Genomic DNA, 23,902 nt, shown 5'->3' with positions numbered 1-23,902 from the left:
GCGGCTGACGGCCGACGGTCAGTGGACGGTCAGCGGTGGTCGGCACCTTGTGAGCAACACCGACTCACAGGGGGCAACACCATGAAGAACGTCCTGATCTCCGGCGCCAGCATCGGCGGACCCGCGCTCGCCTACTGGCTGCGCCGCTACGGCTTCGAGGTCACCGTCGTCGAGCGCTACCGGGGCATGCGCCCCGGCGGCCAGGCCATCGACGTGCGCGGCCCGGCGCTGCAGGTCATGGAGCGGATGGGTCTCGGCGAGCAGCTGCGCTCGTGCAACACGAACATGCGCGGCATGAGCGTCGTCGACGAGGACGGCAACGAGGTCTACCGCTCGACCGAGCACACGCTGAGCGGCGGCGACCTCTCCAGCCCCGACGTCGAGCTGCTGCGCGACGACCTCGCCCGGATGATCTTCGACGCGGTGGAGGGCGTGGAGTACCTGTTCGACGACACCATCACCTCGATCGACGGCAACCGCGTCACCTTCGAGAAGGCGGCGCCGCGCGACTTCGACGTGATCGTGGGTGCGGACGGCCTGCACTCCAACGTCCGCAGGCTGGTCTTCGGGCCGGAACAGGACTTCCTCAGCCACCTCGGCATGAACCTCGCCGTGTTCACCGCCCCGAACTGGCTGGAACTGGACCACTGGCAGACGTTCCAGCAGGGCGAGATCGTCGGCGGCGGCATCATGAGCGCCCGTGCCAACGCGGAATGCCGTGTCTACATGGGCTTCAACGGCCAGGTCGACTTCGACCACCGCGACGTCGAGGCGCAGAAGCGGCTGATCGCCGAGAAGTTCGCCGACGCCAAGTGGGCGTGGCAGACCGCGCTGAAGCACATGTGGGAGGCGCCGGACTTCCACTTCGACGCGATGGCCCAGATCCGGATGGAGACCTGGTCCAAGGGCAACGTGGTGCTGCTCGGCGACGCCGGCTACTGCGGTTCGCCGATGTCCGGGCAGGGCACCAGCATGGCGCTGGTCGGTGCGTACGTCCTCGCCGGAGAGCTCCGCGACAACCCGGAGATCGCCTTCCAGCGCTACGAGGAGATCCTGCGCCCGTACGTGACGGCGAACCAGGACATGGCGCTGAAGAACCTGGAGCGGGGCGGGGCACCCGGTGACGACTTCGCCGACGTGGTCAACAGCCTGACGCTGCCCACCTACTCGTAGAGCGCCTCGATCGCGGCGGTGATGTCGTCCTGCGGCAGCACACCGCCGGTGAACCGGGTGACCGCGGTGATCCCCTTGGCGTAGGAGTGCCGATAATCGGCGAAGTCGAGTCCGTCGAGCGCGGCGACGACCTCCGGGTCGTCGCCGAACTCGGCGTCTTCCCAGGGTTCTTCTGACGAGATCAGTTCGCCGCCGCGGGCGAACGACAGCCTCGTGACGGCGTTGACGTTCCAGAAGAAGCTGGCCGCTTTTCCGTTGCGGGACAAGTGCGCGAGCACGTTCTCGTCGGTGCCGACGTAGTTGTTGTCCTCCACCACGACGACACCACCGTCGATCTCGATGGCGATGGAGTCCTCCTCGAAGTCGTCCACCACGTCGTCGACGTCGAGACCGATGGCGATCGTGACGGTCGCCGCCTCGCCGAGAGCGTTGGCCAGCCACCGCAGCCCGGCTTCGGGTGCCGGCGGGCGCAGCGGTTCGGGTTCGCCGCGCAGCCGGTGGCCGAGCCGGTCGGTCTTCTTGTACACCAACGGCTCCGTGAGCGGCGCCGGCCAGATCAGCAGTTCGTAGGCTTCCTCGTCGTCTCCGTCCCGGCCGCGAGCGGACACCCGGACGCGGAAATCGCCGGGCCACGGCGGCATTCCGGCGTAACCGAGCTGGGCGTCGCCGTCGACGGCGGTGAAGCTGATCTCGGCGACCTCGTCCCAATGCGTGGTCTCCGGTTCACCGGGCGGTTCGAGCACGACCTTCGCTTCAACCGGGACGCGCCCCTCCTCGACACCGGTGCGCACGGCGAATCCCGTGTCAACGGCGGCGACCAGGCCCGTTGCCGTGAAGTCCGGTCGCGAGCCGCTCGGTTCCTCGACCAGCTGGAACCGGTGGTCGTCCACCGGGACGCTCGGGCTCCAGGACATGCCCTTGTACTCGTCACGCCGCTTTTGCAGCAACGCCTGCGCGTACGCCGGCGGCTTCGGGATCTTCGGGATGAGCAGGGCGGTCACGCCGATCGCGATGCCGATGATCGCCACCGGGCTGGGCGAGGTGCGGATCTTGTTGAGGACAGCGGCCGTCGTCGCCACGGCCAACGCGAGGTGTGCCGCGCCGTGCCTGGCGATGACCGTGTTCTCGTCGCCCGTCACATCGCTGAGGTCGAGCAGGGCGGCATTGGCCCGCACCTGCTCGGTGATCAGCTCGATCGCGCCGGGCCTCGTCATCGCGATCAGGCTCACCGGTTCCTTGAGCGGGCTCTGGCCACCGAACGTCACGTACGAGAACGTGGTGCCGTCGGGGAGCGGCACCAGGCCGGCGACGACGTCGTCGGCCACTTGGAGCGTCAGCTTCGAGACGCCGAGTTCGAGCGCGCCGAGAAGCCGTTCCGCGGCCGACCGGCTGAAGTCGTCGAGGGCCCGTTGCGCCGGCGTGCCGTACTCGGGGCCGCTCCAGTGGCGCGGTTCGTACCTGCCGAGCTCCGCCGCCGGATCAGCCGGGATGAGTGCCTCGATCTGCCGCGCCGTTGCCAGGACCAGTTCTTCGAAATCCCCCATGCGCGCGATTGTGCCGGGTGATGGCCCAGCTCACAGCCATTTGACTCAACAAGATCCCTCCCGCACGATCCTGGGTTGACAACAGCATCCGCACGCCGCGGGGGAAGCCGGTGCAACTCCGGCACTGACCCGCAACGGTGAAAGTCCGACTGCCCGTGGCGCGCGGTAGCTCCACCAACCCGTCGAGGACAGCGGGGCAGGGAGGCATTTTGTGATGCGGAAATCCGCGCTGGTCGCGTTCATCGCGGCCGCGCTCGTGGCGACGGCACCTCAGGTGCAGGCCGCAGAGGCAGCGCCATCCGCGGGAACGTGGCTGGTCAGCCAGTTCACCCAGGGCGACCGGCTGATCAGCTTTCCGGGCGGCCCCGGTGATCCCGGACTCACCGCCGACGGCGTCTACGGTCTCGCGGCGGCGGGCGTGGGCCAGTCGACGTCGGCCAAGGCGATGGCCTGGCTGGCGGCGAACCTGCCGGACTTCATCGGCACGGGTGAGGAGTCGTTCACCGGCCCGATCGCCAAGATCGCGCTGGCCGCCCAGACGCAGGGGCTCGACCCGCGGCAGTTCGGTGGCGTCGACCTGATCAAGCGGCTCACCGAGTTGCAGGACGCTGATGGCCGGTTCCGCGACAAGGGGGATCCCGAGTGGGACGGGAGCAACGCGTTCACCCAGTCGCTGGCGATCATCGTGCTTCGTCGCGCCGCACTGCCGGTCGACAAGCCCGTGGCCTTCCAGGTTTCCGCGCAGTGTCCGGACGGCGGCTTCCCGATCGTGTTCGGCGAGGAGACCTGCAAGTCCGATGTGGACGCCACGACGATGGTGCTGCAGGCGCTGAAGAACCCGGTCGCCCTCTCCTGGCTCGCGCGGCAGCAACAGCCTGACGGGGGCTTCCCGGCGGCGGTCGGGCCGTCCAACGCCAACACCACCGGTCTCGCGGTCGGCGCACTGCTCGCCGGCGGTCAGGTCGAGTCGGCGGACAAGGCCGTGGCGTACTTGAAGACGCTGCAGGTCGGCTGCTCCGGGCCGGAGGCTCAGCGCGGCGCGATTGCTTACGACAGCACAGGTTTCGAGGCTGGCAAGGCTGTTCGTGCCACCGCACAGGCGATGCTCGGTCTCGCCCGGATGAGCCTCGTTGACGTGTCCGCGGCTTCGGCCTCGGCGGGTGTGCCCGCGATCGAGTGCACGACCACACCCGCACCAGCCACTTCTGTTCCCGCGCCTGCCGGCCCCGCCGAGGCGCCGGTCGATCCGCCGTTGGCCGCCACCGGCCCGGACCAGGCAGTGCCGTTGACGTTGTTCGGTTCGTTCGCGGTCGTCGTTGGCGCCGTGCTGCTGCTGGTTTCCCGTCGTCGGAAGGTTGGTGCGTGATGCGCCGCGTTGTCGCTGTTCTCGCTCTGCTGGCAAGCTCTTTCGTCGTCACGTCCCCGGCCTCAGCCGCCTCGTGCGACGGGGTGAAGGTCGTGGTCGACTTCACCGCGCTGGGCGGTGGCGTCGAGACGGGCTGCGCTCCAGGCGACCCTGCCTCGGGCCTTGCCGCGTTGACGGAGGCCGGCTTCCCGTACACGCTCGTGCCGCGCCAGTCGGCCCCGATGGTGTGCACGATCAAACAGCTGCCGAACCCGTGCAGGAAGCCCACCAGCGTGTACTGGTCGTACTGGCACGCCACGCCCGGCGGTACGTGGACCTACAGCAACTCGGGCGCGGGCAGCTACGACCCGGCACCCGGCACGGTCGAGGGCTGGTCGTACGGCACGGGTGTCGCGCCGGGTGCTGCTCCGTGAGAAGGCTCTTCTTCGCGCTGGCACTGGTTGTCGGGTTCTTGCCGGTGCCGGCGCAGGCCACAGGATGTGACGGCGTGACAGTGGTCGTCGACTTCCGCGGCCTCGGGGGAGGTGTGCGGCAGGGCTGTGCACCTGGTAGCCCGGCTTCCGGGGTGGCGGCGTTGAGCGCGGCCGGGTTCGGCTACACGTTCGCGTCCCGGCAGCCCGGTTTTGTCTGCCGCATCAACGAAAAGCCCGGTGCGGACGCCGACAGGTGCGTCAACACCTCGCCCGCTTCGGCGTACTGGTCGTACTGGCACGCGTCGGCCGGCGGGTCGTGGGAGTACAGCAACTCCGGCGCGGCTTCGTACGCGCCTGCTCGGGGAACCGTTGACGGATGGGCGTTCGGGGCGGGGGAACAGCCCGGGATGGCACCGCCCGCGGCTCCGGCGCCTCAACAGCCCGCGCCTCAGCCTCAGGTTCCGGCACCCGTGCACCCGCCGGCCGCACAGCCACAACCGGCCACGACGACAAGCTCAGCTCCTGTGCCGAGTTCTTCTTCGGTGGCACCGAGTTCGGAGTCGTCCTCGGCATCGGTGACGACCACGACGAGCGGCTCCGCGACGAGCGAGATCAAGGAAGGGTCGCCGCCGACGTTGGTGGAGAAAGCGAGCTCCGGCTGGCTGTGGACCGCGATCGGTCTGCTGGTGATCGCTGGGCTGGTGGTGGCCGGGCTGCTGGTGGCCCGGCGTCGACGGGGTGCGGAAGAAGACGAGTGAGGGCCTACCGGTGGCGTGGTGACAGCGGCGTGAGGCTTCATTCCGGTGCTTGGTGGCTTTGGGCGCTCGGCCTGGCCACCGCTGCCAGCCGCACCACGAACCCGTTGCTGCTGGGCCTGATCCTGGCCGTCGCGGGTCTCGTGGTCGTGACCTGCCGGGCGAACACGCCGTGGGCCGGGACTTACGGCGTGTTCCTCAAGTTCGGCCTGCTGGTGATCGGTCTGCGGGTGCTCCTGCACATCTTCTTGGGCGGCGTCGCGGGCCCGACCACCCTCTTCATCCTGCCGCAGGTCCCGCTCCCGGACTGGGCGCAGGGCATTCGCATCGGCGGACCGGTGACGGCGGAGGGCCTGGTTTTCGCGCTGTACCAGGGTTTGCTGCTCGCCACGATCCTCAGCTGTGTCGGCGCCGCGAACGCCCTCGCGAACCCGAAGCGCCTGCTGCGCTCGCTCCCCGCCGCCCTGTACGAGGTGAGCGTCGCGGTGGTGGTCGCGCTGACCGTCGCGCCCCAGCTGGTTTCGTCCGCGCGGTCGGTTCGCCAGGCCCGGCAACTCCGCGGAGACACGGCGCGGGGAGTCCGGGCGATTCGCACGATGCTGGTGCCGGTGCTGGAGGACGCCCTCGAACGCTCGCTGGTTCTGGCTGCCTCCATGGATTCTCGCGGGTATGGACGGACGGCCGGCATCTCGCGCCGGGACCGGGTGCTCACCGGGACGTTGGTGCTGGCCGGGCTCTTCGGGTTCTGCATCGGGATGTACGGGTTGCTGTCCGACGCCTACTCCGGCTGGTTGTTGCTGGTGATCGGTGGTGTGCTGGCGATCGCGGGGCTGCGGGTGGGGGCGCGGCGGGTGCCTCGGACGCGCTATCGGCCGGATCGGTGGTCGGCCAGGGCGGTCGGGGTGGCGTTGAGCGGGGTGCTCGGGGCGGTGGTGCTGGTGTTCTCGGGGGATCCTGCCTTGTCGCCGTCGACCGTGCCGCTGCAAGCGCCGGAACTGCCGCTCTGGCCCGCGCTGGCGGTTCTCGCGGCACTCCTGCCGGTTTCGATCGTGAGGGAAGCATGATCAGGTTTGACGACGTCACGATCACCTATGCCGAGCAGCCGGTGCTGGCGAACATCTCCGTGGAGATCCCCGAGGGCGAGCTGTGCCTGGTCGTCGGACACACCGGCGCGGGCAAGTCGACTTTCCTGCGCGCCGTCAACGGGCTGGTCCCGCACTTCAGCGGTGGCACGCTCACCGGACGCGTGCTGGTGGACGGCCGGGACACCTCGCGGTTCCCGCCGCGTGAGCTGGCCGATGTCGTGGGGTTCGTGGGGCAGGACCCGGTGGCGGGCTTCGTCGCGGACACGGTCGAGGACGAGCTCGCCTACTCGATGGAGTCACTGGGGCTGCCGGGCGACGTCATGCGCAAACGGGTTGAGGAGACCCTTGACCTGCTGGGGCTCGCCCAACTCCGCGATCGTCCACTTGCGACGTTGAGCGGCGGGCAGCAGCAGCGCGTTGCGATCGGCGCTGCCCTCACCGCGCATCCGCGCGTCCTGGTGCTCGACGAGCCGACCTCCGCGCTGGATCCTGGTGCCGCCGAGGATGTTCTGGCGGCCGTGCAACGACTTGTGCACGACCTCGGCATGACTGTGGTGATCGCCGAGCATCGACTCGAACGCGTTGCCCAGTACGCCGACCGTGCGCTGTTGCTGCCGCAAGGGGAGATCGGTGACGTCGGTGAGGTGCTGGCCGCCGGACCGGTCGCACCGCCTGTGGTCAGGCTTGCGCAGGTCGCCGGGTGGTCACCCGTACCGGTGTCTGTGCGCGACGCGCGACGGCTCGCGGCTTCGTTGCGCGAGCGACTTCCTGAACCCGCGACCGAGAATCCTGCGGTTGCCGAACCTGTGCTGCAAGCGCGGGATGTTGTCGTGAAGTACGGCGACGTCCAGGCAGTGCGCGGGGTATCGCTCAGTGTTGGTGCGGGCGAACGAGTTGCGTTGATGGGGCGCAACGGGTCCGGCAAGTCGTCGCTGCTCTGGGCGGTGCAGGGGACTGGCAGGCGCTCGTCCGGCTCGGTTTCCGCCGGAGACGAGGATCCCCGGTCGCTGAAGCCGGCCGAGCGCCGGAAGAAGGTCGCGCTGGTGCCGCAGCAGCCGTCCGATCTGCTGTACCTGGAAACGGTCGCGCAGGAGTGTGCTCAGGCCGACGCCGAGACGGGTCAGCCCGCTGGAACCTGCCGGAAGTTGCTGGACGGCTTGGCTTCCGTGCCGCAGGACGCACATCCGCGGGACCTGTCGGAGGGGCAGCGGCTGGCGCTCGTGCTCGCGGTGATGCTGACCGGGGCGCCGGACGTGCTGCTGCTCGACGAACCCACGCGCGGCCTCGACTACCCCGCGAAGAAAGCACTGGCCGAGGTCCTCAGGAACCTCGGCAGTGCGATCGTGCTGGCCACGCACGACGTCGAGTTCGTCGCCGAGTACGCGACGCGGGTGGTCGTGCTGGCTGAAGGCGAGGTGGTGGCGGACGGGCCGGCGCGCGAGATCGTCACGTCGTCGCCGATCTTCGCGCCACAGGTCAGCAAGATTCTGGGGCCGTGGCTGACGGTCGCCGACGTCGAGGCGGCGCTGTGATCGCGATTCGGCGCAGGTCGGCGACAGCGCTGGTGTTGTCCGGGGTGATCGGGCTGGCGGCGTTCACCTGGCCGTTGTTCGTGGCGCCGTCCAGCGACATCGCGCACGGTGGGGATGCGCCGTGGACGTTTGCCTTGCTGTTGCCGCTCGTGCTCGCCGTGGTGCTGGCGGAGTTGAGCGACAAAGGCATGGACTCCAAGGCGATCGCGATGCTCGGGGTGCTGTCGGCGCTCGGGGCGGCGATCCGGCCGTTGGGCGCGGGCACGGCCGGCATCGAGACGATCTTCTTCCTGATGGTGTTGAGCGGCAGGGTGTTCGGGCCCGGGTTCGGGTTCGTGCTGGGCAACACGACGTTGTTCGCCTCGGCGTTGCTGACCGGCGGTGTTGGTCCGTGGCTGCCGTACCAGATGCTCGGCGCCGCTTGGGTGGCGCTCGGTGCCGGGTTGTTGCCGAAGTGGCGCGGGAAGGCCGAGATCGCGTTGCTGGCGGGGTACGGCGTGGTCAGCTCGCTGATCTACGGGTTTTTGCTGAACCTGTCGTTCTGGCCGTTCGCGGTCGGCGAGGGCACGTCGGTGAGCTTCGACCCGAACGCCTCGGCGGGCGCGAACCTGGTGCGGCTCGTGGCTTTCACGCTCGCCACGTCGGCCGGCTGGGATCTCGGGCGGGCCGTCACCACCGCCGTGCTGGTGGTGGTGACGGGTCCCGTGCTGCTGCGGACGCTGCGGCGGGCGTCCAGGAAAGCCGTGTTTCAGTCGTCCACGTGAACCTGGCCCGCCGCGCGGCACCTGTCGTCGACCGTCGAGTGGTAGACGAACAACGTGGTCTCCGGGAACCGGAGCCGGTAGGTCTGGCCGGGCCGCTTGAGTCCGCTGTCCGGGCCGCCGAGGTAGCGGCACGGCTGGGGCGGGGTGAGCCCCTTGCGGACACGTCCCAGGCCGGGTCCGCGGAACACCCACTTCACGCTGTCACCCGCCTTGATGTGGATGACCTCCGGCTTGAACTCGTCACCGATGAGCTCGACGACGTGCGTCTTGCCGGGTGCGGCGTCGGCGGCCGGGACCACCGCGGCCGCGAGCCCCAGTGCGAGCGGGAGCAGGAGCAGTTTGCGCATGTGCCTCTCCAACGTCGTTCGGGAGCGGCGGATCCTCCATGATCGCAGTCAAAGGTCGGAGGTGTCCAGAAATTGGCTCAGACCATTGACGACAAAAGGGATGTACACCCAGGCTGAGTTCAGGGTCGCCGCCCCCGACTCGTGAGGAGGAGTCGTGAGAACTCGCGTTCTCGCCGCGGTCATCGCTGTCACCGCAGCGCTGTCCGTGAGCGCGCAGTCGCAAGCCGCGGAGCCACTGCAGAGCCTGGTACCCGCGCCGGTGTCGGTGCAGGCCAGAACCGGTGTCACGCACACGCTGACGGCCGCCACGAAGATCTACACCACCCCTGCCGCGAGGGACGTCGGCAACTTCCTGGCGGGTGTCCTGCGACCCTCCACCGGTTACGCGCTGCCGGTCTCGGATGCGGCCGGCGCGCCTGTCGACGGCATCTCACTGCTGCTCTCCGGCGCGCCCAGTTCGGTCGGACAGCAGGGTTACCAGCTCGACGTCGCAGCCAACGCGGTGGTCCTGCGCGCCAATACGTCGGAGGGCTTGTTCGCCGGCGTGCAGACGCTGCGGCAGCTGTTGCCCGCCAAGGTTGAGAGCGCGACCACGCAGCCCGGTCCGTGGACCGTGCCCGGCACGCTGATCGTCGACCACCCGCGGTTCTCCTACCGCGGCGCGATGCTCGACGTGGCACGGCACTTCCACCCGGTGGCGTCGGTCAAGCGGTACCTCGACCAGCTCGCGCTCTACAAAATCAACTACTTCCACCTGCACCTGAGCGACGACCAGGGCTGGCGGATCGTGATCGACAGCTGGCCGAGGCTGGCCACGTACGGCGGCAGCACCCAGGTCGGTGGCGGCGCGGGCGGCTACTTCACCAAGGCGCAGTACAGCGAGATCGTGCAGTACGCGGCCGCGCGCAAGATCACGGTGATCCCCGAGATCGACATGCCAGGCCACACCAACGCCGCGCAGGCCTCGTACGCGGAGCTGAACTGCAACGGCCAGGCCCCGCCACTGCGCACGGACACCGAGGTCGGCTACTCCTCGTTGTGCGTCAACAAGGACATCACCTACCAGTTCATCGACGACGTGGTGCGTGAGATCGCGGCCTTGACGCCCGGCCCGTACTTCCACATCGGCGGCGACGAGGCGCACGCGACCTCAGACGCCGACTACCAGGCGTTCATGAACCGTGCTTTGCCGATCGTGCAGAAGTACGGCAAGACCGTGCTCGGCTGGCACGAGTTCGTGAAGACCACGACCGATGTCAACGCCATCCCGCAGTACTGGGGCACCACGACGTCCAACGCGGTGGTGCAGGCAGCGGCGGCGCGCGGCAACAAGGTCATCATGTCGCCCGCGAACAAGGCGTACCTGGACATGAAGTACAACTCCAGCACGCCTTTGGGCCTGTCGTGGGCCGGTCTGATCGAGGTGCAGACCGCCTACGAGTGGAACCCCGGCACGCACCTGAGCGGCGTCACCGAAGCGTCGGTGCGCGGCGTCGAAGCTCCACTGTGGACGGAGACGCTGGCGACCTCGCGCGACATCGAGTTCATGGCGTTCCCACGGCTCTCCGCGATCGCCGAGCTGGCCTGGTCACCGTGGTCGACGCACAACTGGGACCAGTTCAAGGTGCGGTTGGGCGCGCAGGCTCCGCGCTGGACCACCATGGGCATCAACTTCTACCGCTCGACCCAGGTCCCGTGGGACACCGGCGGCCCGCCGCCCGGCCCCTGCGCGCAGCCCGCGTGGGACCGCGCGAAGGTCTACAACGGCGGCGAACTTGTGTCGCACAACGGCCACAAGTGGACCGCCAAGTGGTGGACGCAGGGCGAGGAGCCCGGGACGACCGGCCAGTGGGGCGTCTGGCGTGACGACGGCGTCTGCTGATTGAGTGGTGCGGGCCGCGAGGGCTTCCTCGCGGCCCACACCGGTTCTGAGGGGATTCTTCGTGCGGGTACTGGTGACGAACGACGACGGAATCGACTCGCCCGGGCTGTACGCGCTGGCCCGCGCTGCTGCCTCGTTGGACTGGGAGGTGCTGGTCGCCGCGCCGTCCACGGAGGCGAGCGGAACCGGCACCAGCTTCGCGTCCACCGTCGGCCGTGCGCCCATCCCGCTGGACCGGCGGGTGGCCGAAGGCTTCGAGGCCCTCGCCGTGCCCGCGCACCCGTCGCTGATCTCGTTCATCGGGTGCCTGGGCGGCTTCGGCTTCAAGCCCGACCTGGTGCTGTCCGGCGTGAACCTCGGCGCCAACACCAGCACCGGCATCCTGCACTCGGGCACCGTCGGCGCCGCCCTGACCGCCGGCGTCCGCGGTGTCAGCGCTTTGGCCGTGTCTCTGGACGTCGAATGGGACGGCCCCAAACCGTTGTGGGACACGGCAACAGAGGTGTCCGCGGCTGTGCTGCCGACCTTGGTGGAGATGCCAGCGGGCAGCGTGCTCAGCCTGAACGTGCCGAACGCGGAGACCGTGCGAGGAATCGAATGGGCGTCGATCGCGCCCGTCAGCCCGTATCAGGTGCGGGTGGAAGCCGACGGCGACTCGGTGCGGCTGCGCGGCGGCCTGACCGATCTGGAACCCGTGCCGGGCACCGAAGTGGCCTGGCTGGCCTCCGGCTACGCGGCCCTCACCGCGCTGCACTCCGTCGGCGCTCTGCCTACTTCGGACTTGCCTTCGCCGGCCTGGCCAGCGTGATGATGAGCCCGATCAGTGCCGTGCGAACCTCGAGAAAGCTCTCGGTCGTCACGTCGTTGAGCGAGATCGCCAGCATCCCGAACGAAATCAGCAAGAGCACGCCGTACATGCGCGCGACGTCGTGCCGCCACGCGCAGACCACGCCCAGCGCCCCGACCCCGAGCTGGATCACGTGATAGTTCGGGTCCAACCCGAACACGTCGAACCACCCGAACCCGAGCTGCAGCAGCCCAGCGCTGAGGGTGAGGATCTGCGGCCTCGTGAACTCCAGCTCGTTGCTCAACAAGGCCATCGTTTCTACCCTTCGGATCGCCGCCAGACCGCGTCGTACTGCGCTTGTCGTTCGCGGTCCTGCGCGGCGTTTCGCTCCCGGCGCCCATCAGTCGCCGACCCCCGTGGATACCCGTACTTGGTGAGCCGGTAATCCACGCTTTCGGGTGCGTAGGACAACGCGAAGTACAGTCCTACAACGAAACCGAGCGCTCCGCACGCAATTGCCAGCGGCCACGGCGAGCCGAGCCCGAACACGAGCGCGCAGGCGATGATCGTGACCAGCGGCGTGACCTGCACGAGGCTGCGGATCGTGAAGCGCACCAGCCACTTCGGACCGGTCACGTCGTCGTAGACGAACTGCCGGTATTTCTGCGGCAGCCGCCCGCCCGCGTAGTACCAGAGCTTCAGCGCGGGGTTCATCTCGTGGCCTTGGCGATCACTTTGTGCAGCACCTCGTTCAGCTGGGCGAGCTCCTCGAACGTCATGTCGAGCTGCTCGACGACCTTGAAGGGGATCTTCAGCGCTTCTTTCCTCAGCTCCTGGCCCTGTTCGGTCAGGGTCAGCGCCAGCGCGCGCTCGTCCGCCTTGTCGCGTTGCCTTCGGACGTAACCGACCGCCTCCAGCCGCTTGAGGAGCGGGCTGAGCGTGCCGGGATCCAGCTGCAACACGTTGCCGAGGTCCTTGACCGTGCGCGGCGACCTCTCCCAGAGGGCCAACATGACCAGGTACTGGGGGTGGGTGAGGTTCAGCGGCTCGAGGATCGGCCGGTACACCGCGATCACCGTGCGGGATGCGACGGCGAGGGCGAAGCACACCTGGCGCTCCAGTTCGAGCGGGTTCTCGGGGATACTTGGTGTACTAATCATTTGTGTACACAGTAACTCGTGGGCGCGCTCAGGTCCAAGGGATGTGGCGCGTCAGACTCCCGGTTCCCGGCGTGGCTGATCGGGGTGAGGGCGAAGGGAAGCTTCGGCAGATCGGCCGTGGCTGATCAGGGTGAAGCCGTCAGGCAGCTTCGGCAGCTCGGGGGTGGCTGATCAGGGTGAAGGCGAAGGGAAGCTTCGGGATCCGTCCGAAGTGCGGGAGATGATGTCGATCGGGGTGACCAGCGACTTCGTGAAGGTGGCGACCGCTCGGCCGAAATCGAGTCGTTGGCGGGCCCCGCCCACCCAGGGGGCTGACCACCACGAGGGGATGGCCCAAATTTATCGGGTTCGCGGCGCTGTCAAGGGCCCGCTCGGCGATCTGTGGACAACTCGGGCGGTCGCGGCAGTTGTCCACAGATCGCTCGCGGGGCCCCTTGACAGCCCGGTTGCGCCGTTAAGTTGAAGTGCAGGTGGGGCCGGCGGTCAGCCCCCTGGGTGGGCGGGGCCCTCTTCGCAGCGCAGTTCGAGGCGAGCGTCAGGCGTGGCTGATCGGGGTGAAGCCGGTGGGGAGCCAGGGGAGCTCCGGCGTGCGGGCGATGATGTCGGCGCCGGCGGGCGTGACCAGCGACTTCGTGAAGGTGATCAGGGCCCAGTCGTCGTGCAGCTCCTCCACCTGCCACGTCGAGGTGAAGAGGGCCAGCGCGCCCTTGCCACGCCAGCGGAACTTGCCCGGCGCGAGCTGCACGTCCACGCCTTCGATGGTCTTGGGGCGGCCCTTGCTGTCGCGGTAGGAGACGACGTCGAGCATGCGGTCGTCAGAGAGCGGCTCGTAGTGGAAGCGGGGGTGGGTGCGGCGGCCGGAGGTCCACATCGGGAACGTCGTGGCCATCACGTACCAGTCGCCGAGGAGACGCTCGATCACGTCATGCCTTTCCCGGGTTGAAGAGGTTCAGCGGGTCGAGCGTGTGCTTGATGGATTGCTGGACAGCGAAGACGTCCGGGCCGAGCTCGCGGATCATGCCGTCGCGCTTGAGCAGGCCCACGCCGTGCTCGCCGGTGACGGTGCCGCCGAGGGCGAGTGCCTCGGTGATGATGTCCTCGAAGGCTGCTTGGGCGGCGATGCGGGCGTTGTCGTCGCCGGGTGGGGTGATCAGCAACGGGTGCAGGTTGCCGTCGCCGGCGTGCGCGATGGTGGCGATCTGGACGTCGTGGCGAGTACCGATCTCCTCGATGCGGGCGAGCATGAGCGGGACCAGCGAGCGTGGCACGCAGACGTCTTCGGTGAGGAGCGGGCCCAGGCGTTCGAGGGCCGGGTAGGTGAGGCGGCGGGCGGCGAAGAGCGCTTCGGCTTCGGTCGAGTCGGTGGAGCGTTCGGTCCAGACGGCGCCCGCGTCGGTGAAGGCCGCGGTCAGGCCGTCGGCGTCTTCCGGTGTTTCGGCGCGGGCCAGCAGCATCGCTTCGGTTTCGGGTTCGATGCCCAGGTGCTTCCAGTCCTCGACGGCTTGCAGGCACGCGCGGTCGATCAACTCCAGAGCCGCTGGTTGCAGGCCTCGGCGCGTGCTCAAAGCGACGGCTTCGCCTGCGTCGACCAGGGTGGCGAAGGCTCCTACGACGGTGGCCGACGGGGGTGGGGCCGGGCGCAGGCGCAGGGTGATCTCGGTGACGACGCCGAGCGTGCCCTCGGAGCCGACCAGCAGGCTGGTGAGGTCGTAGCCCGCGACGCCCTTGTTGGTGCGCCTGCCGAGCTTCACCGCGGTGCCGTAGGAGACCGGGCCGCCCATCACGACTTCCAGGCCGAGCACGTAGTCGCGCGTGACGCCGTACTTGAGGCAGCACAGGCCGCCCGCATTGGTGGCGACGTTGCCGCCGATCGTCGACCACGGTGAGCTGGCCGGGTCCGGCGGGTACCAGAGTCCTTGCGCGGCAACGGCTTTCTTGAGGTCGTCGTTCACCACGCCCGGCTGCACGACGGCGAGGAGGTTGTCCTGGTCGATCTCGATGATCCGGTTCATCCGGCTCAGATCCAGGATCAGGCACCCGTCGGAGGCGTTGGCGCCGCCGGACAACCCGGTGCCCGCGCCGCGCGGCACGATCGGGGTGCCGCCGGCGGCGCAGGCTCGCACGGCCTGTTGAACGTCCTCGGTCGACAGCGGGCGGAACGCGGCGACCGGTGTGCCTGCCGGGGCCCACTCGGCCTCGTCGTGGCTGAGACCGGCGAGCGTGGCCGGGTCGGTGAGCAAGCCGGGGAGGTCCACGCACCCCAACGTAGCCAAATGGGCTGTCACCGCCGAGGATTCCGGCGGCGACAGCCCATTTCGGTACGACTAGAGCGAGCGGACCGCCGCGGCGAGACGGGTGATGCCCTCGTCGATCTGCTCCGGGGTGACGCCCGAGAACGCGAGGCGCATCTCGTTGTCGCCGCCCTCCAGCAGGAAGTCGGAGCCCTTCACGAACTCGACGCCGTGCTCCTTGGCGACCGGGAACAGCTTCTCGATCGACACGCCCGGCAGCTCGACCCACATGAAGTAGCCACCCTGCGGCGCGGTGAAGACGGCCTCCGGGAGCTCGCGCTTGAGCGCGGCCACGAGGGCGTCGCGGCGGGCACGCAGGGCGGTGCGGACGTTCACGACCGACTCGTCGAGACGGCCGGAGCGGCAGTACGAGTTCACGATCGACTGCGCCACCATGTTCGGCGAGATGTACGTGGTGGTCGCGATGTCCTGGACCTTCTTGATCACGGCCTTCGGACCCACCAGGTAACCGCAGCGGATGCCGGGCGCCATGGTCTTCGAGAACGACGACGCGTAGACGACCTTCTCGTTCTTGTCCTGCGACAGCATCGTCGGCAGCGGCTCGCCCTCGAACCGCACCTTGACGTACGGGTCGTCCTCGAACAGCACGAAGTCGTACTCGGCCGAGAGCTCCAGCAGCCGCGCGCGCTTCGCCTCGGACAGCGTGTAGCCGGCCGGGTTGTGGAAGTTCGGGATGATGTGCGCGAGCTTCGGGCGCACACCGCTCTCCAGCAGCTTCTCGAGCGCGTCGACGTTGATGCCGTCGGTCTCCAGCTCGATCGCGTGGATGTTGGCGCCGCGCTGGCGCAGGTTCAGCAGCGTGCGGTCGTAGGTCGGAGCCTCGACCACCACGTCGTCGCCCGGCTGGACGAGCAGTTCGAACAGGAACGCGTCGGCCTGCATCGAGCCGTTGGTGACGAGCACCTGCTCCGGCTCGACACCGTGCTGCTCGGCGAGCCAGGTGCGCAGCGGCACGTAGCCGACGCTCGTGCCGTACGCGAAGGTGCCGCCCGGGTCGTCCGTGAAGGCTTTCTGCGCCGCGTCGCGCAGGCCTTCCTGGTCGATGATGTCGAGAGAGGGCGCTCCGCGCGTGAACAGGATCGAGGCCATGCGCGGAGCGTACAACTCCCACGATTTGGGCTAAGCCCTATATACGTATGAGTTGAGCAGCTGCACGGCCTGAGCCGCGTTGCCGAGGTGATAGAGATCGACTGCCAGGAAGTTCGGCTTCTTCCTGGCCGCTGGCTGGCAGAACTGCTGCGCGCGGTTGCCGAGCTTGCCGTTGTCGGTCGTGGCGGTGCCGGTGAACGGGACGTCGCGGAAGTGGTTCATGACGAACAACGGCTGGAAGCTGCCCGTCGCGGTGAGCGGTTTTTCATCCCATCGGCTGTAACAGGACCAGTCGGAGCTGCCGAGGCCCGAACCCATCGACCAGTAGTTCTCGACCGTCCAGTCCTTCTGGTACAGCACACCCGAGTCCTCGCGGCCGTCCTTGCCGTGGTCGGTGAAGATCAGCAACCGCTTGTTCGCCGCCTGCAGTTCGCTGCGCTTCGGCCATCCGTTCTGCTGCACGCCTTCCGCCCGGTACAGAACGTCGTTCAGCCCCTGCACCTTGCGGAGCTCCGCGCGGATCGTGTTCGCGTCCGTGTAGTCCTCCAGGAAGACCGTGATGATCTCGCTGCGGTTGTTCTTGAGGAAGTCGACGATTCGCTGGATGTCGACGTTCAGCGCCACCGGCTTGCTGACGAGCGTGCAGCTGTTGTGGCACAGGATCGCGCCGTCGGGCGTCTGGTGGATGTCCAGCATGAAGCCGCGGACGCCGTCGCCCAGTTGCTGCACGATGCCGCGCGTCTGGTTCTTGGCGAGGTTGACGAACGGCGGCGCGAACCCGCCGTCCACCCCGTTCGCATAAGCGTTGTGGGCGGTCAGGAACGTCATCTGGTCGAGCCGCGGGTCGGCCGGCATGGGGTCGGTCTGGTTCTGGACCGGGGTCAGGTACCAGCGGGACTGGCCGCTGAGGCTGAAGAACTCCCATTGATCACCGAACTGTTTCGGGTCGTGAACCGTATCCCCTTGTGAGCACGAACCCATGGTGAGCTGGCGGGTGATGCACTGGCCCGGCGAGTCGGTGTTCTCGAACCTCCCGTCGCTCAGCCGCCATTGCTGGTGGTCCTCGTTGCCCTTGGGGCGGTGCAGGGCGACTCCATTGCCGCTCTGGGCGACGTTGAGGCCGGTGCTGACACTGGTGATGTAGTACGTGCCCGACGGAGCCGCGTTGGCGGCGGTGGGCACCAGGGGAAGTAGCAGCAGGGCTGCGACGGCAGGGAGGTATCGCACGGTGACCAGGTTCACTCATCCGAGTGAAACATGAAACATCCTCAGGCGTTTGGACGTTTAACACTGTGGGTATCCCACGCATCGTTCAAGCCTCTTCACAGGTAGTACAACTCCACGGCAGCCGTCGCCCAGCCGAAGGGTTCGGGCCGGTTCTGAGCGCCGCCTTCACAAGCCGCGCAGGGTTCGACTCCCTCGGTTGCCTCTGCTTTCAGTCGTCGTTCCCGCGGCGAGAAGACAGGCGTCGTGGTCGACGGACCGCGGCGCCTTCTTCGGTTCAGAAGGGCGGATCGCCGCTCGAGGTGAAGTCGAACTCCTCGTGGGTCGACTCCTGCCCCGCAGGAGCGCGCTGGCGTTTGTGGAGGGCTCGCAGCCGGTCGCCCGCGTACTGGAGCGCTTCGTGCAGCTGGTCCGTGGTGGCCTCGGCGCGGCGCTCAACGCCCATCAGGTCGTTCAGCTCCCGGTTGACCGAGCCCGGATGGCGCTTGGTCTCCTTGGCGAGTACGAACGCCGCTTTGTTGAGTGACGTCCGCAGCTCGTGGGAAGGCGCCCCCGCGGTGAGGCGGCGAGGCCGCCGCGGGCGCGGTGGTTCGGCGGACGGTCCGCGCTCCCTGTTGGTCAGGGCGATCTCGCGTTCGCGCGGGGTCAGGTGGGACCAGCACGCCACCGGGTCCGGCGCCGGGTCGGCGGGGTCGGGCTCGCCCCAGTCGGCGGATCGACGCGCACAGCGGCGCCCGTTCTTCTTCAGCCTCACGCACTGCGACCCCATCACCACGCCTCTCGATCATCATCGGCCTCCAATGGAACTGTGTGTGACCTCACGATGACAGACAGGTCTGACAATTTTGGAAGCCCAGCTCAGGGGCTGTTTCAGGGGCATCCCGGAGTTGCGGCGGGCCTCCAGCCGAGACGATCGGGAGCATGGGGGACAGGCTTCTCAAGATCACCGGGATCGCGTCGGTCGTGTTCACGATCGGCACGGCCCTGCACGCGTTCGTGATCATCAACGAGCAGACGTTGCAGCGGATGTTCGAGCTGGCGAACGCGGCACCTCAACCGGGGTTTCTGACCGCGTTCCGCATCGTCGGCTGCGTCTACGTCGCCGGGAACGCGATCGGGATCCTTGCCCTGAAAGGCAAGCCGCGCACCTGGCTCTTCTGGGTCGTCATCGCGGTCAACGCGACGCAGGCGGCAGGGGTGCGGATGGTGCCGCCGGAGATGTGGACCGCCGTGCTGGACGAGTTCGGCCTGGTGGGCACGTTGCCTTCGCTGGTCACCGACGGCGGGGCGCTCGTGCTCACGCTGATCTTGGTGATCACCGCGGTGGCGCGGAAATCCGTCTGGGCACAAAAGAAGCCCGCCCGGCAGCATGCCGAGCGGGCTTGAAGAGAGGTGAATCAGATGGCGCGGACCGCCTGTGCCTGCGGACCCTTCTGACCCTGGCCGATCTCGAACTCCACGCGCTGCTGCTCTTCCAGCGACTTGAAGCCGTTGCCCTCGATCTGCGAGTAGTGCACGAACACGTCCGGACCGCCGCCGTCCTGCGCGATGAATCCGAAGCCCTTCTCGCCGTTGAACCACTTCACGGTGCCCTGCGCCATACCGAATGCTCCCTAGATGTTGGTCCCCCGCCAAAGCGGGGTGCGCGGGCAGTCTGCCAGTAGCGGGGCTCTCTCACATCGTGGTTAGCCCAGTGGTGTGACGAAGTAAGTTGAACCGAGTACCCCGAGAGGAGCAGGGATGACGAACTGGCTGGACGTCGCGCACGAGGTGGCGGCGACGCTCAGGTCCGACGCGGCGGACAGGGACCGGGCCAACCAGCCACCCACCAAAGAGGTGGAACTGCTCCGGCAGAGCGGCCTGCTGAACGTCCAGGACTGGGCCCAGCAGCAGAAGATCGGCCGCGTCATCGGGGCCGCCGACGCCAACATCGGGCACCTCCTCGGGTACCACTACCTGCAGGTTTGGCGCAGCGGACTGTTCGACGCCCCGTTCAGCGTCCAGCCCGACCAGTTCTGGGCCGGCGTCAGCAACCCGCTCGACGCGGCCCTCGAACTCACGCCCACCCAGACGGGATTCGTCCTCAACGGACGCAAGACTTTCGCCACCGGAGCGGCCGTGGCCGACCGGCTCGTGGTCAGCGCCACCCGCACCGACAACGGCGAGAAGCTCACGTTCCTGCTCGACGGAAAAGCGACGGGAATCACCTACCTGGACGACTGGGACAACATCGGCCAGCGGCTCACCGCGTCCGGCGGCGTCAACTTCGAGAACGTCGAAGTCACGGAAATCCTCGGCGTCCAGCCCGCCGGCGAGGACCCGCGCATCAGCCTCGCCGCCATCGGCTTCCAGCTCGTGCTCGCCCAGCTCTACGTGGCCATCGCGGAAGGCGCGCTCGCCGAGGCCGCCGACTACACCCGCACCAAGACGCGGCCGTGGTTCGTCAGCGGCGTCGAGGCAGCCACCGAGGACCCGTACATCGTCGCGGCGTACGGCGAGATGGTGTCCCAGACCAGGGCCGCCGGGCTGCTCGCGGACGAGGCCGCCAGGCAGCTCCACGAAGCCACCGAGCTCGGCCGCCACCTCACGCCCGGCAAGCGCGGCGAGGTCGCCGTGACGATCTCCGAGGCCAAGGTGGTCAGCACCAAGCTCGTCAACGAGGTCACCAGCCGGATCTTCGAGCAGGTCGGCGCGCGCGGAACGGCCGCCAAGTACGGCGTGGACCGCTTCTGGCGCAACGCCCGCACGCTCACGCTGCACGACCCGGTCGTCTACAAGGCCCGCGAGGTCGGCGAGCACTTCCTCACCGGCGCCCGCCCCGCCTACACCGGGTACAGCTGATGCAGCCCGTCCTCGCCGACTCGGTCAGGCTCACCGACGACGGCGTGCTGATCCTCGACCGCCGCGAGTTCCCGTTCGAACGCAACTGGCTGCTCTGCCGGACGGCCGAGGACGTCGCGCGGGCCATCGAGGACATGGTCACCCAGTCCTCCGGCCCGTACTTCGCGGTGCTCTACGGCATGGTGCTCAAAGCACGCACCCTCGAAGGGAAACCCTTCGCCGACGCACGTGCGGAACTCGCAAGAACGGCAGCGGAACTCGAAAACACGAGGCGCACCAACAACGCCTTGCGCAAGGCCACCGAGATCGTCCTGGAACACGTCGACGCGGCCAAGGACATCACCCAGGCGCTGAAAGGCGCCGAAGAAGGCGACCGCAGGTACCGGGCGAAGAGCCAGGCATTGGGCGAGCACACGGCGAACCTGCTGCCCCAGCACGCCAGCGTCCTCACCCACTGCTGGGCCGACCTGTACCTCACCGAAACCGTCAGGGCCGCACAAAACCAGGGCAAGCAGCTCCGGTTCTTCTGCACGGAAACCAGGCCCTACCTGCAGGGAGCCCGGCTCACCGCCGAGACGTTGATCGAGATGGGCGTCGACACCACGCTCATCACGGACGGCATGGGCGCGGCCGTGCTGCAGTCCGGAGAAGTGGACGCATTGGTCACGGCGGCCGATCGGGTCACCATGGACGGGCACGTCGTCAACAAGGTCGGCACACTGGGGCTGGCCGTGGCGGCGCACGCGTTCGGCGTACCGTTTCACGCCCTGGTGCAGGCACCGGACCGGCAGGCCCCGACCGCGCGGGACGTGCCGATCGAGCACCGCGACGGCAGCGAGGTGTTGCACGTCAGAGGCAGACCGAGTGCCACGCCACGGGTGAAAGGGCTGTACCCGGCGTTCGACGTGACGCCGCCGCGGTTCGTCACGGACGTGGTGACGGACAAAGGGGTGTACGGCGCCGGCGAGCTGGACAAGTACTACGAGGGAGAACAGCGGTGAGCAAGTGGGTCGTGCTCGACATCGAGGGCACGCTGAGCGCGACGGACCAGGTGCTGGTCGTCCTGTACGACTACGCCCGCCCGCGGCTCGGGCCGTGGATCGAGCAGCACGGTGACGACCCGGTGTTCGCCGACGCCGTCCAGCAGATCAAGGAGCTCAGCGGCCACGACGACGTTGTCAAAGCACTGCACGACTGGATGGACGCCGACCAGAAGGTCACGCCCCTCAAGACGTTGCAGGGCTTGATCTGGCAGCAGGGCTACGCGCAGGGCGACCTCGTGGCGGAGTTCTTCCCGGACGTCGTCCCCGCGATCCGCAAGTGGCACGACGACGGCGTGAAACTCGCGATCTTCTCCAGCGGCTCGGTCGCCGGCCAGATCGCCTTCTTCCAGCACACCACCGACGGCGACCTGACCCCGCTGCTGGAGCACCACTTCGACACGGTCAACGCCGGACCGAAGCGCGAAGCCGCGTCGTACCACAAGATCGCGGAAGTCCTGCAGTCCGACGACATCACCTTCTACAGCGACGTTCCGGCCGAGCTGCACGCCGCGCAGGAAGCCGGCTGGAAGACGGTCGGCGTCGCGCGCGCGGGCGAGCCGTACGGCAACGCCGACTTCACGCCCCACCCGACGGTCTGGGAACTCTCGTGACGGCGGAGCTCGCCCGCGAGTGCGTCCGCTACGCCCAGATGGGCTGGATGCGCGGCACTTCAGGCAACCTTTCCGTGGTCCTGCAACGTGATCCGCTCCGGCTCGCGGTCACGGTCAGCGGCGTCGACAAGGGCGAGATCACCGCCGAGGACAGCGTGGTGATCGACTCCGATGGTCTCGCCGTCGACAGCGACAAGATCCCGTCCGCCGAAGCCGGTCTGCACGCCCGGATCGCGCGCGTCGCCGGTGCGGGCGCTGTCGTGCACGTCCACGCACTGGCCACGGTCGTCGCGGCCGAGCACTGGCCGGACGGCGTGGTGCTGCGGGACCTCGAAATGCTCAAGGGCTTCGGCCGCCAGGCGCACGAAGAGGTCGTGGTCCCGGTCGTGCAGAACTCGCAGGACATGGCCGAGCTCGGCGACGCGTTCGAGAAGGGCTTCGATCCCGGAGTCCCGGCGCTGCTCGTCGCCCGGCACGGCGTGTACGTGTGGGGCGACGACCTGATCCAGGCCCGGCACCGGCTGGAATGCCTGGAGTGGTTGCTGCGCTTCAAGGTGGAGACGCGAGACATCTTTACGGGGAGGCACTCATGACGCTGCTGACGGTGTGGCCGGACTCCGGCCCCGAGGAGACCGTGCTGCGCACCACCGACGCCGAGGAGATCGCCACCGCGCTCAAGGAGCACGGCGTGCGCTTCCACCGCTGGTCCGTTGTGGACGGTGTCACCGCCGAGAACGCCTTGCGGATCTACGAGTCCGACGTCGCCCGCGTCAGCGAGACGGAGGGCTACACCTACGTCGACGCGATGGAGATGACCCCGGCCGACACCGACGAGTACCGCGCGAAGGCCGTCGAGTTCCGCAACAAGTTCCTCGCCGAGCACACCCACGACGACGACGAGGACCGCTACTTCGCCCGTGGCGCAGGCGTTTTCTACCTGCACCTCGGTGACAAGGTGTACGCGGTGTTCTGCGAGGCGGGCGACCTGCTGAGCGTCCCGGCGAACACGACGCACTGGTTCGACATGGGCACCACGCCCGACTACGTGTCGATCCGGTTCTTCCACGACGACGACGGCTGGATCGGCAACTTCACCGGCAGCGACATCGCCACGAAGTTCCCGACCTTCGACGAACTCCGTTCAGGCATGTGAAAAGTTCGCCCATCTGAATCTAGTTCCGGAACTTGAACCAGCTATTGATCCCTCCGCCTTCGTGCCCCCAAAGTGGTACAGACCACTTATCGAAGGTCGGAGGGATTCAACGTGGAAACCCCTGCGCTCCACACCCGTCGTTCCGTGCTCGCCCTTGCCCTGGCCACACCTCTCATCGTGGCCCCGGCGGCTCAGGCCCTCGCTCAGCCGCCGTCAGCCCAAGATGTTTCGGCACAATGGGTCTCGGCGCCGTACACGTACACGATGCAGAAGCCGTACAACCTCGCCCTGAGCGCCCGCTACAAGTTCGAGGGCGGCGTGCACACGATGTGGGTCTACGACTACGACCAGCCCCACACCCAAGGCAGCCCAACGGATCCGCGCACCGAGATGCGCTTCAACCAGGAGTACTCCAGCGGTTCGCGCGCGTGGGAGGGCGAGATCTACATCCCGTCCGGCGTGAGCGGCCCGACCGTCGTGCAGATCCTGCGCGCCAGCCGACCGGACGGCACCCGCGCCACCGACGTCATGCTCAACGTCGCCAACGTCAACGGCGGCTCGTTGCGCAAGGACAGCGACCAGGTCATCGCCACCGGCATCTACAACAAGTGGTTCAAGATCCGGGTCGAGCACACCGCGGTCGCGGGCGGCCGCGGCACCGTCAAGGTCTACTACAACGGCGCTCTCAAGCTGACCCATCCCGACGAGGGGCCGGCGACGCGCTACTTCAAGAACGGCGTCTACCACCACGGCAGCGGACGCGCGGAGGCCCGCTTCCGCAACATCACCTACTGGAGGCAGTGATCGGCTGTCCCCAGTAG

The 23,902-nt window shown here is 68.1% G+C and carries 27 protein-coding genes and 1 riboswitch; of the genes, 16 read left to right on the top strand and 11 right to left on the bottom strand.

What is annotated here, in order from left to right:
* The first annotated feature begins 81 nt into the window (after positions 1 to 81).
* Entirely contained in the window at positions 82 to 1,173 is a 1,092-nt protein-coding gene (locus tag ABZX92_RS05015; protein WP_355554149.1) for an FAD-dependent monooxygenase, read from the top strand.
* Here the strand turns inward: ABZX92_RS05015 and ABZX92_RS05010 are convergent.
* A complete protein-coding gene (locus ABZX92_RS05010; protein WP_355554146.1) occupies positions 1,164 to 2,717 on the bottom strand; it encodes a DUF6461 domain-containing protein in 1,554 nt (517 codons plus the stop codon). The genes ABZX92_RS05015 and ABZX92_RS05010 overlap by 10 nt on opposite strands.
* Before the next feature lie 67 nt (positions 2,718 to 2,784).
* Positions 2,785 to 2,893: riboswitch (cobalamin riboswitch) on the top strand.
* A gap of 38 nt (positions 2,894 to 2,931) precedes the next feature.
* On the opposite strand from ABZX92_RS05010, the gene ABZX92_RS05005 reads away from it, so the two are divergent.
* Genes ABZX92_RS05005 through ABZX92_RS04980 form a run of 6 tightly spaced genes read left to right on the top strand, consistent with a single transcriptional unit; the run spans position 2,932 to position 8,632 of the window.
* On the top strand, positions 2,932 to 4,083 hold the full coding sequence (locus tag ABZX92_RS05005; RefSeq protein WP_355554143.1) for an LPXTG cell wall anchor domain-containing protein: 1,152 nt from the start codon (positions 2,932 to 2,934) through the stop codon (positions 4,081 to 4,083).
* On the top strand, positions 4,083 to 4,496 hold the full coding sequence (locus ABZX92_RS05000; protein ID WP_355554141.1) for a hypothetical protein: 414 nt from the start codon (positions 4,083 to 4,085) through the stop codon (positions 4,494 to 4,496). Before ABZX92_RS05005 ends, ABZX92_RS05000 begins: the two co-directional genes overlap by 1 nt.
* Positions 4,493 to 5,254, top strand: coding sequence for a hypothetical protein (locus ABZX92_RS04995; RefSeq protein WP_355554138.1), 762 nt, complete (start codon positions 4,493 to 4,495; stop codon positions 5,252 to 5,254). Before ABZX92_RS05000 ends, ABZX92_RS04995 begins: the two co-directional genes overlap by 4 nt.
* Positions 5,255 to 5,283: 29 nt before the next feature.
* On the top strand, positions 5,284 to 6,315 hold the full coding sequence (locus ABZX92_RS04990; protein WP_355554135.1) for an energy-coupling factor transporter transmembrane protein EcfT: 1,032 nt from the start codon (positions 5,284 to 5,286) through the stop codon (positions 6,313 to 6,315).
* Positions 6,312 to 7,868 carry an ATP-binding cassette domain-containing protein gene (locus ABZX92_RS04985; protein WP_355554132.1) on the top strand — a complete coding sequence of 519 codons (1,557 nt, stop codon included), beginning with the start codon at positions 6,312 to 6,314 and terminating at the stop codon, positions 7,866 to 7,868. The genes ABZX92_RS04990 and ABZX92_RS04985 overlap by 4 nt, the downstream gene beginning before the upstream one ends.
* Positions 7,865 to 8,632 carry an ECF transporter S component gene (locus ABZX92_RS04980; protein WP_355554129.1) on the top strand — a complete coding sequence of 256 codons (768 nt, stop codon included), beginning with the start codon at positions 7,865 to 7,867 and terminating at the stop codon, positions 8,630 to 8,632. The genes ABZX92_RS04985 and ABZX92_RS04980 overlap by 4 nt, the downstream gene beginning before the upstream one ends.
* Here ABZX92_RS04980 and ABZX92_RS04975 read toward each other — a convergent pair.
* A complete protein-coding gene (locus ABZX92_RS04975) occupies positions 8,617 to 8,979 on the bottom strand; it encodes a hypothetical protein (protein WP_355554126.1) in 363 nt (120 codons plus the stop codon). The genes ABZX92_RS04980 and ABZX92_RS04975 overlap by 16 nt on opposite strands.
* A gap of 205 nt (positions 8,980 to 9,184) precedes the next feature.
* On the opposite strand from ABZX92_RS04975, the gene ABZX92_RS04970 reads away from it, so the two are divergent.
* Both ABZX92_RS04970 and ABZX92_RS04965 read left to right on the top strand, forming a co-directional pair.
* Entirely contained in the window at positions 9,185 to 10,861 is a 1,677-nt protein-coding gene (locus ABZX92_RS04970) for a family 20 glycosylhydrolase (protein ID WP_355554257.1), read from the top strand.
* Positions 10,862 to 10,922: 61 nt separating this feature from the next.
* Positions 10,923 to 11,669 (top strand): 5'/3'-nucleotidase SurE, encoded by a 747-nt coding sequence (locus ABZX92_RS04965; protein WP_355554123.1) that lies wholly within the window; start codon positions 10,923 to 10,925, stop codon positions 11,667 to 11,669.
* On the opposite strand, the gene ABZX92_RS04960 is transcribed toward ABZX92_RS04965, so the two are convergent.
* The 8 genes from ABZX92_RS04960 to ABZX92_RS04925 form a co-directional block, all read right to left on the bottom strand.
* Complete coding sequence (locus ABZX92_RS04960) at positions 11,632 to 11,961, bottom strand: hypothetical protein (protein WP_355554121.1); 330 nt, start codon at positions 11,959 to 11,961, stop codon at positions 11,632 to 11,634. The two genes, ABZX92_RS04965 and ABZX92_RS04960, sit on opposite strands and share 38 nt — an antisense overlap.
* 5 nt (positions 11,962 to 11,966) lie before the next feature.
* Complete coding sequence (locus ABZX92_RS04955; protein WP_355554118.1) at positions 11,967 to 12,362, bottom strand: DUF5313 family protein; 396 nt, start codon at positions 12,360 to 12,362, stop codon at positions 11,967 to 11,969.
* Positions 12,359 to 12,808: a MarR family transcriptional regulator gene (locus ABZX92_RS04950; RefSeq protein WP_355554115.1), complete on the bottom strand. Its 450-nt coding sequence runs from the start codon at positions 12,806 to 12,808 to the stop codon at positions 12,359 to 12,361. The genes ABZX92_RS04955 and ABZX92_RS04950 overlap by 4 nt, the downstream gene beginning before the upstream one ends.
* A gap of 535 nt (positions 12,809 to 13,343) precedes the next feature.
* Positions 13,344 to 13,730, bottom strand: coding sequence for a hypothetical protein (locus ABZX92_RS04945; RefSeq protein ID WP_355554112.1), 387 nt, complete (start codon positions 13,728 to 13,730; stop codon positions 13,344 to 13,346).
* 1 nt (position 13,731) lies between these two features.
* Positions 13,732 to 15,063, bottom strand: coding sequence for an FAD-linked oxidase C-terminal domain-containing protein (locus ABZX92_RS04940; protein WP_355554109.1), 1,332 nt, complete (start codon positions 15,061 to 15,063; stop codon positions 13,732 to 13,734).
* 69 nt (positions 15,064 to 15,132) lie between these two features.
* A complete protein-coding gene (locus ABZX92_RS04935; protein ID WP_355554106.1) occupies positions 15,133 to 16,209 on the bottom strand; it encodes a PLP-dependent aminotransferase family protein in 1,077 nt (358 codons plus the stop codon).
* Positions 16,210 to 16,239: 30 nt separating this feature from the next.
* Positions 16,240 to 17,436 (bottom strand): PI-PLC domain-containing protein, encoded by a 1,197-nt coding sequence (locus ABZX92_RS04930; protein WP_355554103.1) that lies wholly within the window; start codon positions 17,434 to 17,436, stop codon positions 16,240 to 16,242.
* 274 nt (positions 17,437 to 17,710) lie between these two features.
* Positions 17,711 to 18,187 (bottom strand): hypothetical protein, encoded by a 477-nt coding sequence (locus ABZX92_RS04925; RefSeq protein WP_355554100.1) that lies wholly within the window; start codon positions 18,185 to 18,187, stop codon positions 17,711 to 17,713.
* 167 nt (positions 18,188 to 18,354) lie between these two features.
* Here ABZX92_RS04925 and ABZX92_RS04920 point away from each other — a divergent pair, with 167 nt between their 5' ends.
* Positions 18,355 to 18,819 (top strand): hypothetical protein, encoded by a 465-nt coding sequence (locus ABZX92_RS04920; RefSeq protein ID WP_355554097.1) that lies wholly within the window; start codon positions 18,355 to 18,357, stop codon positions 18,817 to 18,819.
* Between the two features lie 11 nt (positions 18,820 to 18,830).
* On the opposite strand, the gene ABZX92_RS04915 is transcribed toward ABZX92_RS04920, so the two are convergent.
* The gene (locus tag ABZX92_RS04915) at positions 18,831 to 19,034 is read right to left on the bottom strand and encodes a cold-shock protein (protein ID WP_045310287.1); all 204 of its coding nucleotides are present in this window, start codon (positions 19,032 to 19,034) and stop codon (positions 18,831 to 18,833) included.
* 139 nt (positions 19,035 to 19,173) lie between these two features.
* Here ABZX92_RS04915 and ABZX92_RS04910 point away from each other — a divergent pair, with 139 nt between their 5' ends.
* The 6 genes from ABZX92_RS04910 (at position 19,174) to ABZX92_RS04885 (ending at position 23,885) form a co-directional block, all read left to right on the top strand.
* Positions 19,174 to 20,274, top strand: a complete 1,101-nt coding sequence (locus ABZX92_RS04910) for an acyl-CoA dehydrogenase family protein (RefSeq protein ID WP_355554094.1) — start codon at positions 19,174 to 19,176, stop codon at positions 20,272 to 20,274.
* On the top strand, positions 20,274 to 21,275 hold the full coding sequence (locus tag ABZX92_RS04905; protein WP_355554092.1) for a s-methyl-5-thioribose-1-phosphate isomerase: 1,002 nt from the start codon (positions 20,274 to 20,276) through the stop codon (positions 21,273 to 21,275). The genes ABZX92_RS04910 and ABZX92_RS04905 overlap by 1 nt, the downstream gene beginning before the upstream one ends.
* Positions 21,272 to 21,928 carry an acireductone synthase gene (gene mtnC / locus ABZX92_RS04900; protein WP_355554089.1) on the top strand — a complete coding sequence of 219 codons (657 nt, stop codon included), beginning with the start codon at positions 21,272 to 21,274 and terminating at the stop codon, positions 21,926 to 21,928. Before ABZX92_RS04905 ends, mtnC begins: the two co-directional genes overlap by 4 nt.
* Entirely contained in the window at positions 21,925 to 22,521 is a 597-nt protein-coding gene (gene mtnB, locus ABZX92_RS04895) for a methylthioribulose 1-phosphate dehydratase (protein ID WP_355554087.1), read from the top strand. Before mtnC ends, mtnB begins: the two co-directional genes overlap by 4 nt.
* Positions 22,518 to 23,081, top strand: a complete 564-nt coding sequence (locus ABZX92_RS04890) for a cupin (protein ID WP_355554084.1) — start codon at positions 22,518 to 22,520, stop codon at positions 23,079 to 23,081. Before mtnB ends, ABZX92_RS04890 begins: the two co-directional genes overlap by 4 nt.
* A gap of 111 nt (positions 23,082 to 23,192) precedes the next feature.
* Complete coding sequence (locus ABZX92_RS04885) at positions 23,193 to 23,885, top strand: polysaccharide lyase family 7 protein (protein WP_355554081.1); 693 nt, start codon at positions 23,193 to 23,195, stop codon at positions 23,883 to 23,885.
* The last annotated feature ends 17 nt before the right edge of the window (positions 23,886 to 23,902 follow it).

The organism is Lentzea sp. NPDC006480 (assembly GCF_040611995.1).
In the GTDB taxonomy this organism is placed as follows: domain Bacteria; phylum Actinomycetota; class Actinomycetes; order Mycobacteriales; family Pseudonocardiaceae; genus Lentzea.
The sequence above is the reverse complement of the archived record's forward strand: the minus strand, read 5'-3'. Positions and strand labels throughout refer to the sequence as shown.

Excerpts from the sequence above, each read along its gene's own strand:
- ABZX92_RS05015 (WP_355554149.1), top strand. The coding sequence starts at position 82 with ATGAAGAACGTCCTGATCTCCGGCGCCAGCATCGGCGGACCCGCGCTC.
- ABZX92_RS05010 (WP_355554146.1), bottom strand. The coding sequence starts at position 2,717 with ATGGGGGATTTCGAAGAACTGGTCCTGGCAACGGCGCGGCAGATCGAG.
- ABZX92_RS05005 (WP_355554143.1), top strand. The coding sequence starts at position 2,932 with ATGCGGAAATCCGCGCTGGTCGCGTTCATCGCGGCCGCGCTCGTGGCG.
- ABZX92_RS05000 (WP_355554141.1), top strand. The coding sequence starts at position 4,083 with ATGCGCCGCGTTGTCGCTGTTCTCGCTCTGCTGGCAAGCTCTTTCGTC.
- ABZX92_RS04985 (WP_355554132.1), top strand. The coding sequence starts at position 6,312 with ATGATCAGGTTTGACGACGTCACGATCACCTATGCCGAGCAGCCGGTG.
- ABZX92_RS04975 (WP_355554126.1), bottom strand. The coding sequence starts at position 8,979 with ATGCGCAAACTGCTCCTGCTCCCGCTCGCACTGGGGCTCGCGGCCGCG.
- ABZX92_RS04960 (WP_355554121.1), bottom strand. The coding sequence starts at position 11,961 with ATGGCCTTGTTGAGCAACGAGCTGGAGTTCACGAGGCCGCAGATCCTC.
- ABZX92_RS04955 (WP_355554118.1), bottom strand. The coding sequence starts at position 12,362 with ATGAACCCCGCGCTGAAGCTCTGGTACTACGCGGGCGGGCGGCTGCCG.
- ABZX92_RS04950 (WP_355554115.1), bottom strand. The coding sequence starts at position 12,808 with ATGATTAGTACACCAAGTATCCCCGAGAACCCGCTCGAACTGGAGCGC.
- ABZX92_RS04935 (WP_355554106.1), bottom strand. The coding sequence starts at position 16,209 with ATGGCCTCGATCCTGTTCACGCGCGGAGCGCCCTCTCTCGACATCATC.
- ABZX92_RS04920 (WP_355554097.1), top strand. The coding sequence starts at position 18,355 with ATGGGGGACAGGCTTCTCAAGATCACCGGGATCGCGTCGGTCGTGTTC.
- ABZX92_RS04915 (WP_045310287.1), bottom strand. The coding sequence starts at position 19,034 with ATGGCGCAGGGCACCGTGAAGTGGTTCAACGGCGAGAAGGGCTTCGGA.
- ABZX92_RS04910 (WP_355554094.1), top strand. The coding sequence starts at position 19,174 with ATGACGAACTGGCTGGACGTCGCGCACGAGGTGGCGGCGACGCTCAGG.
- ABZX92_RS04905 (WP_355554092.1), top strand. The coding sequence starts at position 20,274 with ATGCAGCCCGTCCTCGCCGACTCGGTCAGGCTCACCGACGACGGCGTG.
- ABZX92_RS04890 (WP_355554084.1), top strand. The coding sequence starts at position 22,518 with ATGACGCTGCTGACGGTGTGGCCGGACTCCGGCCCCGAGGAGACCGTG.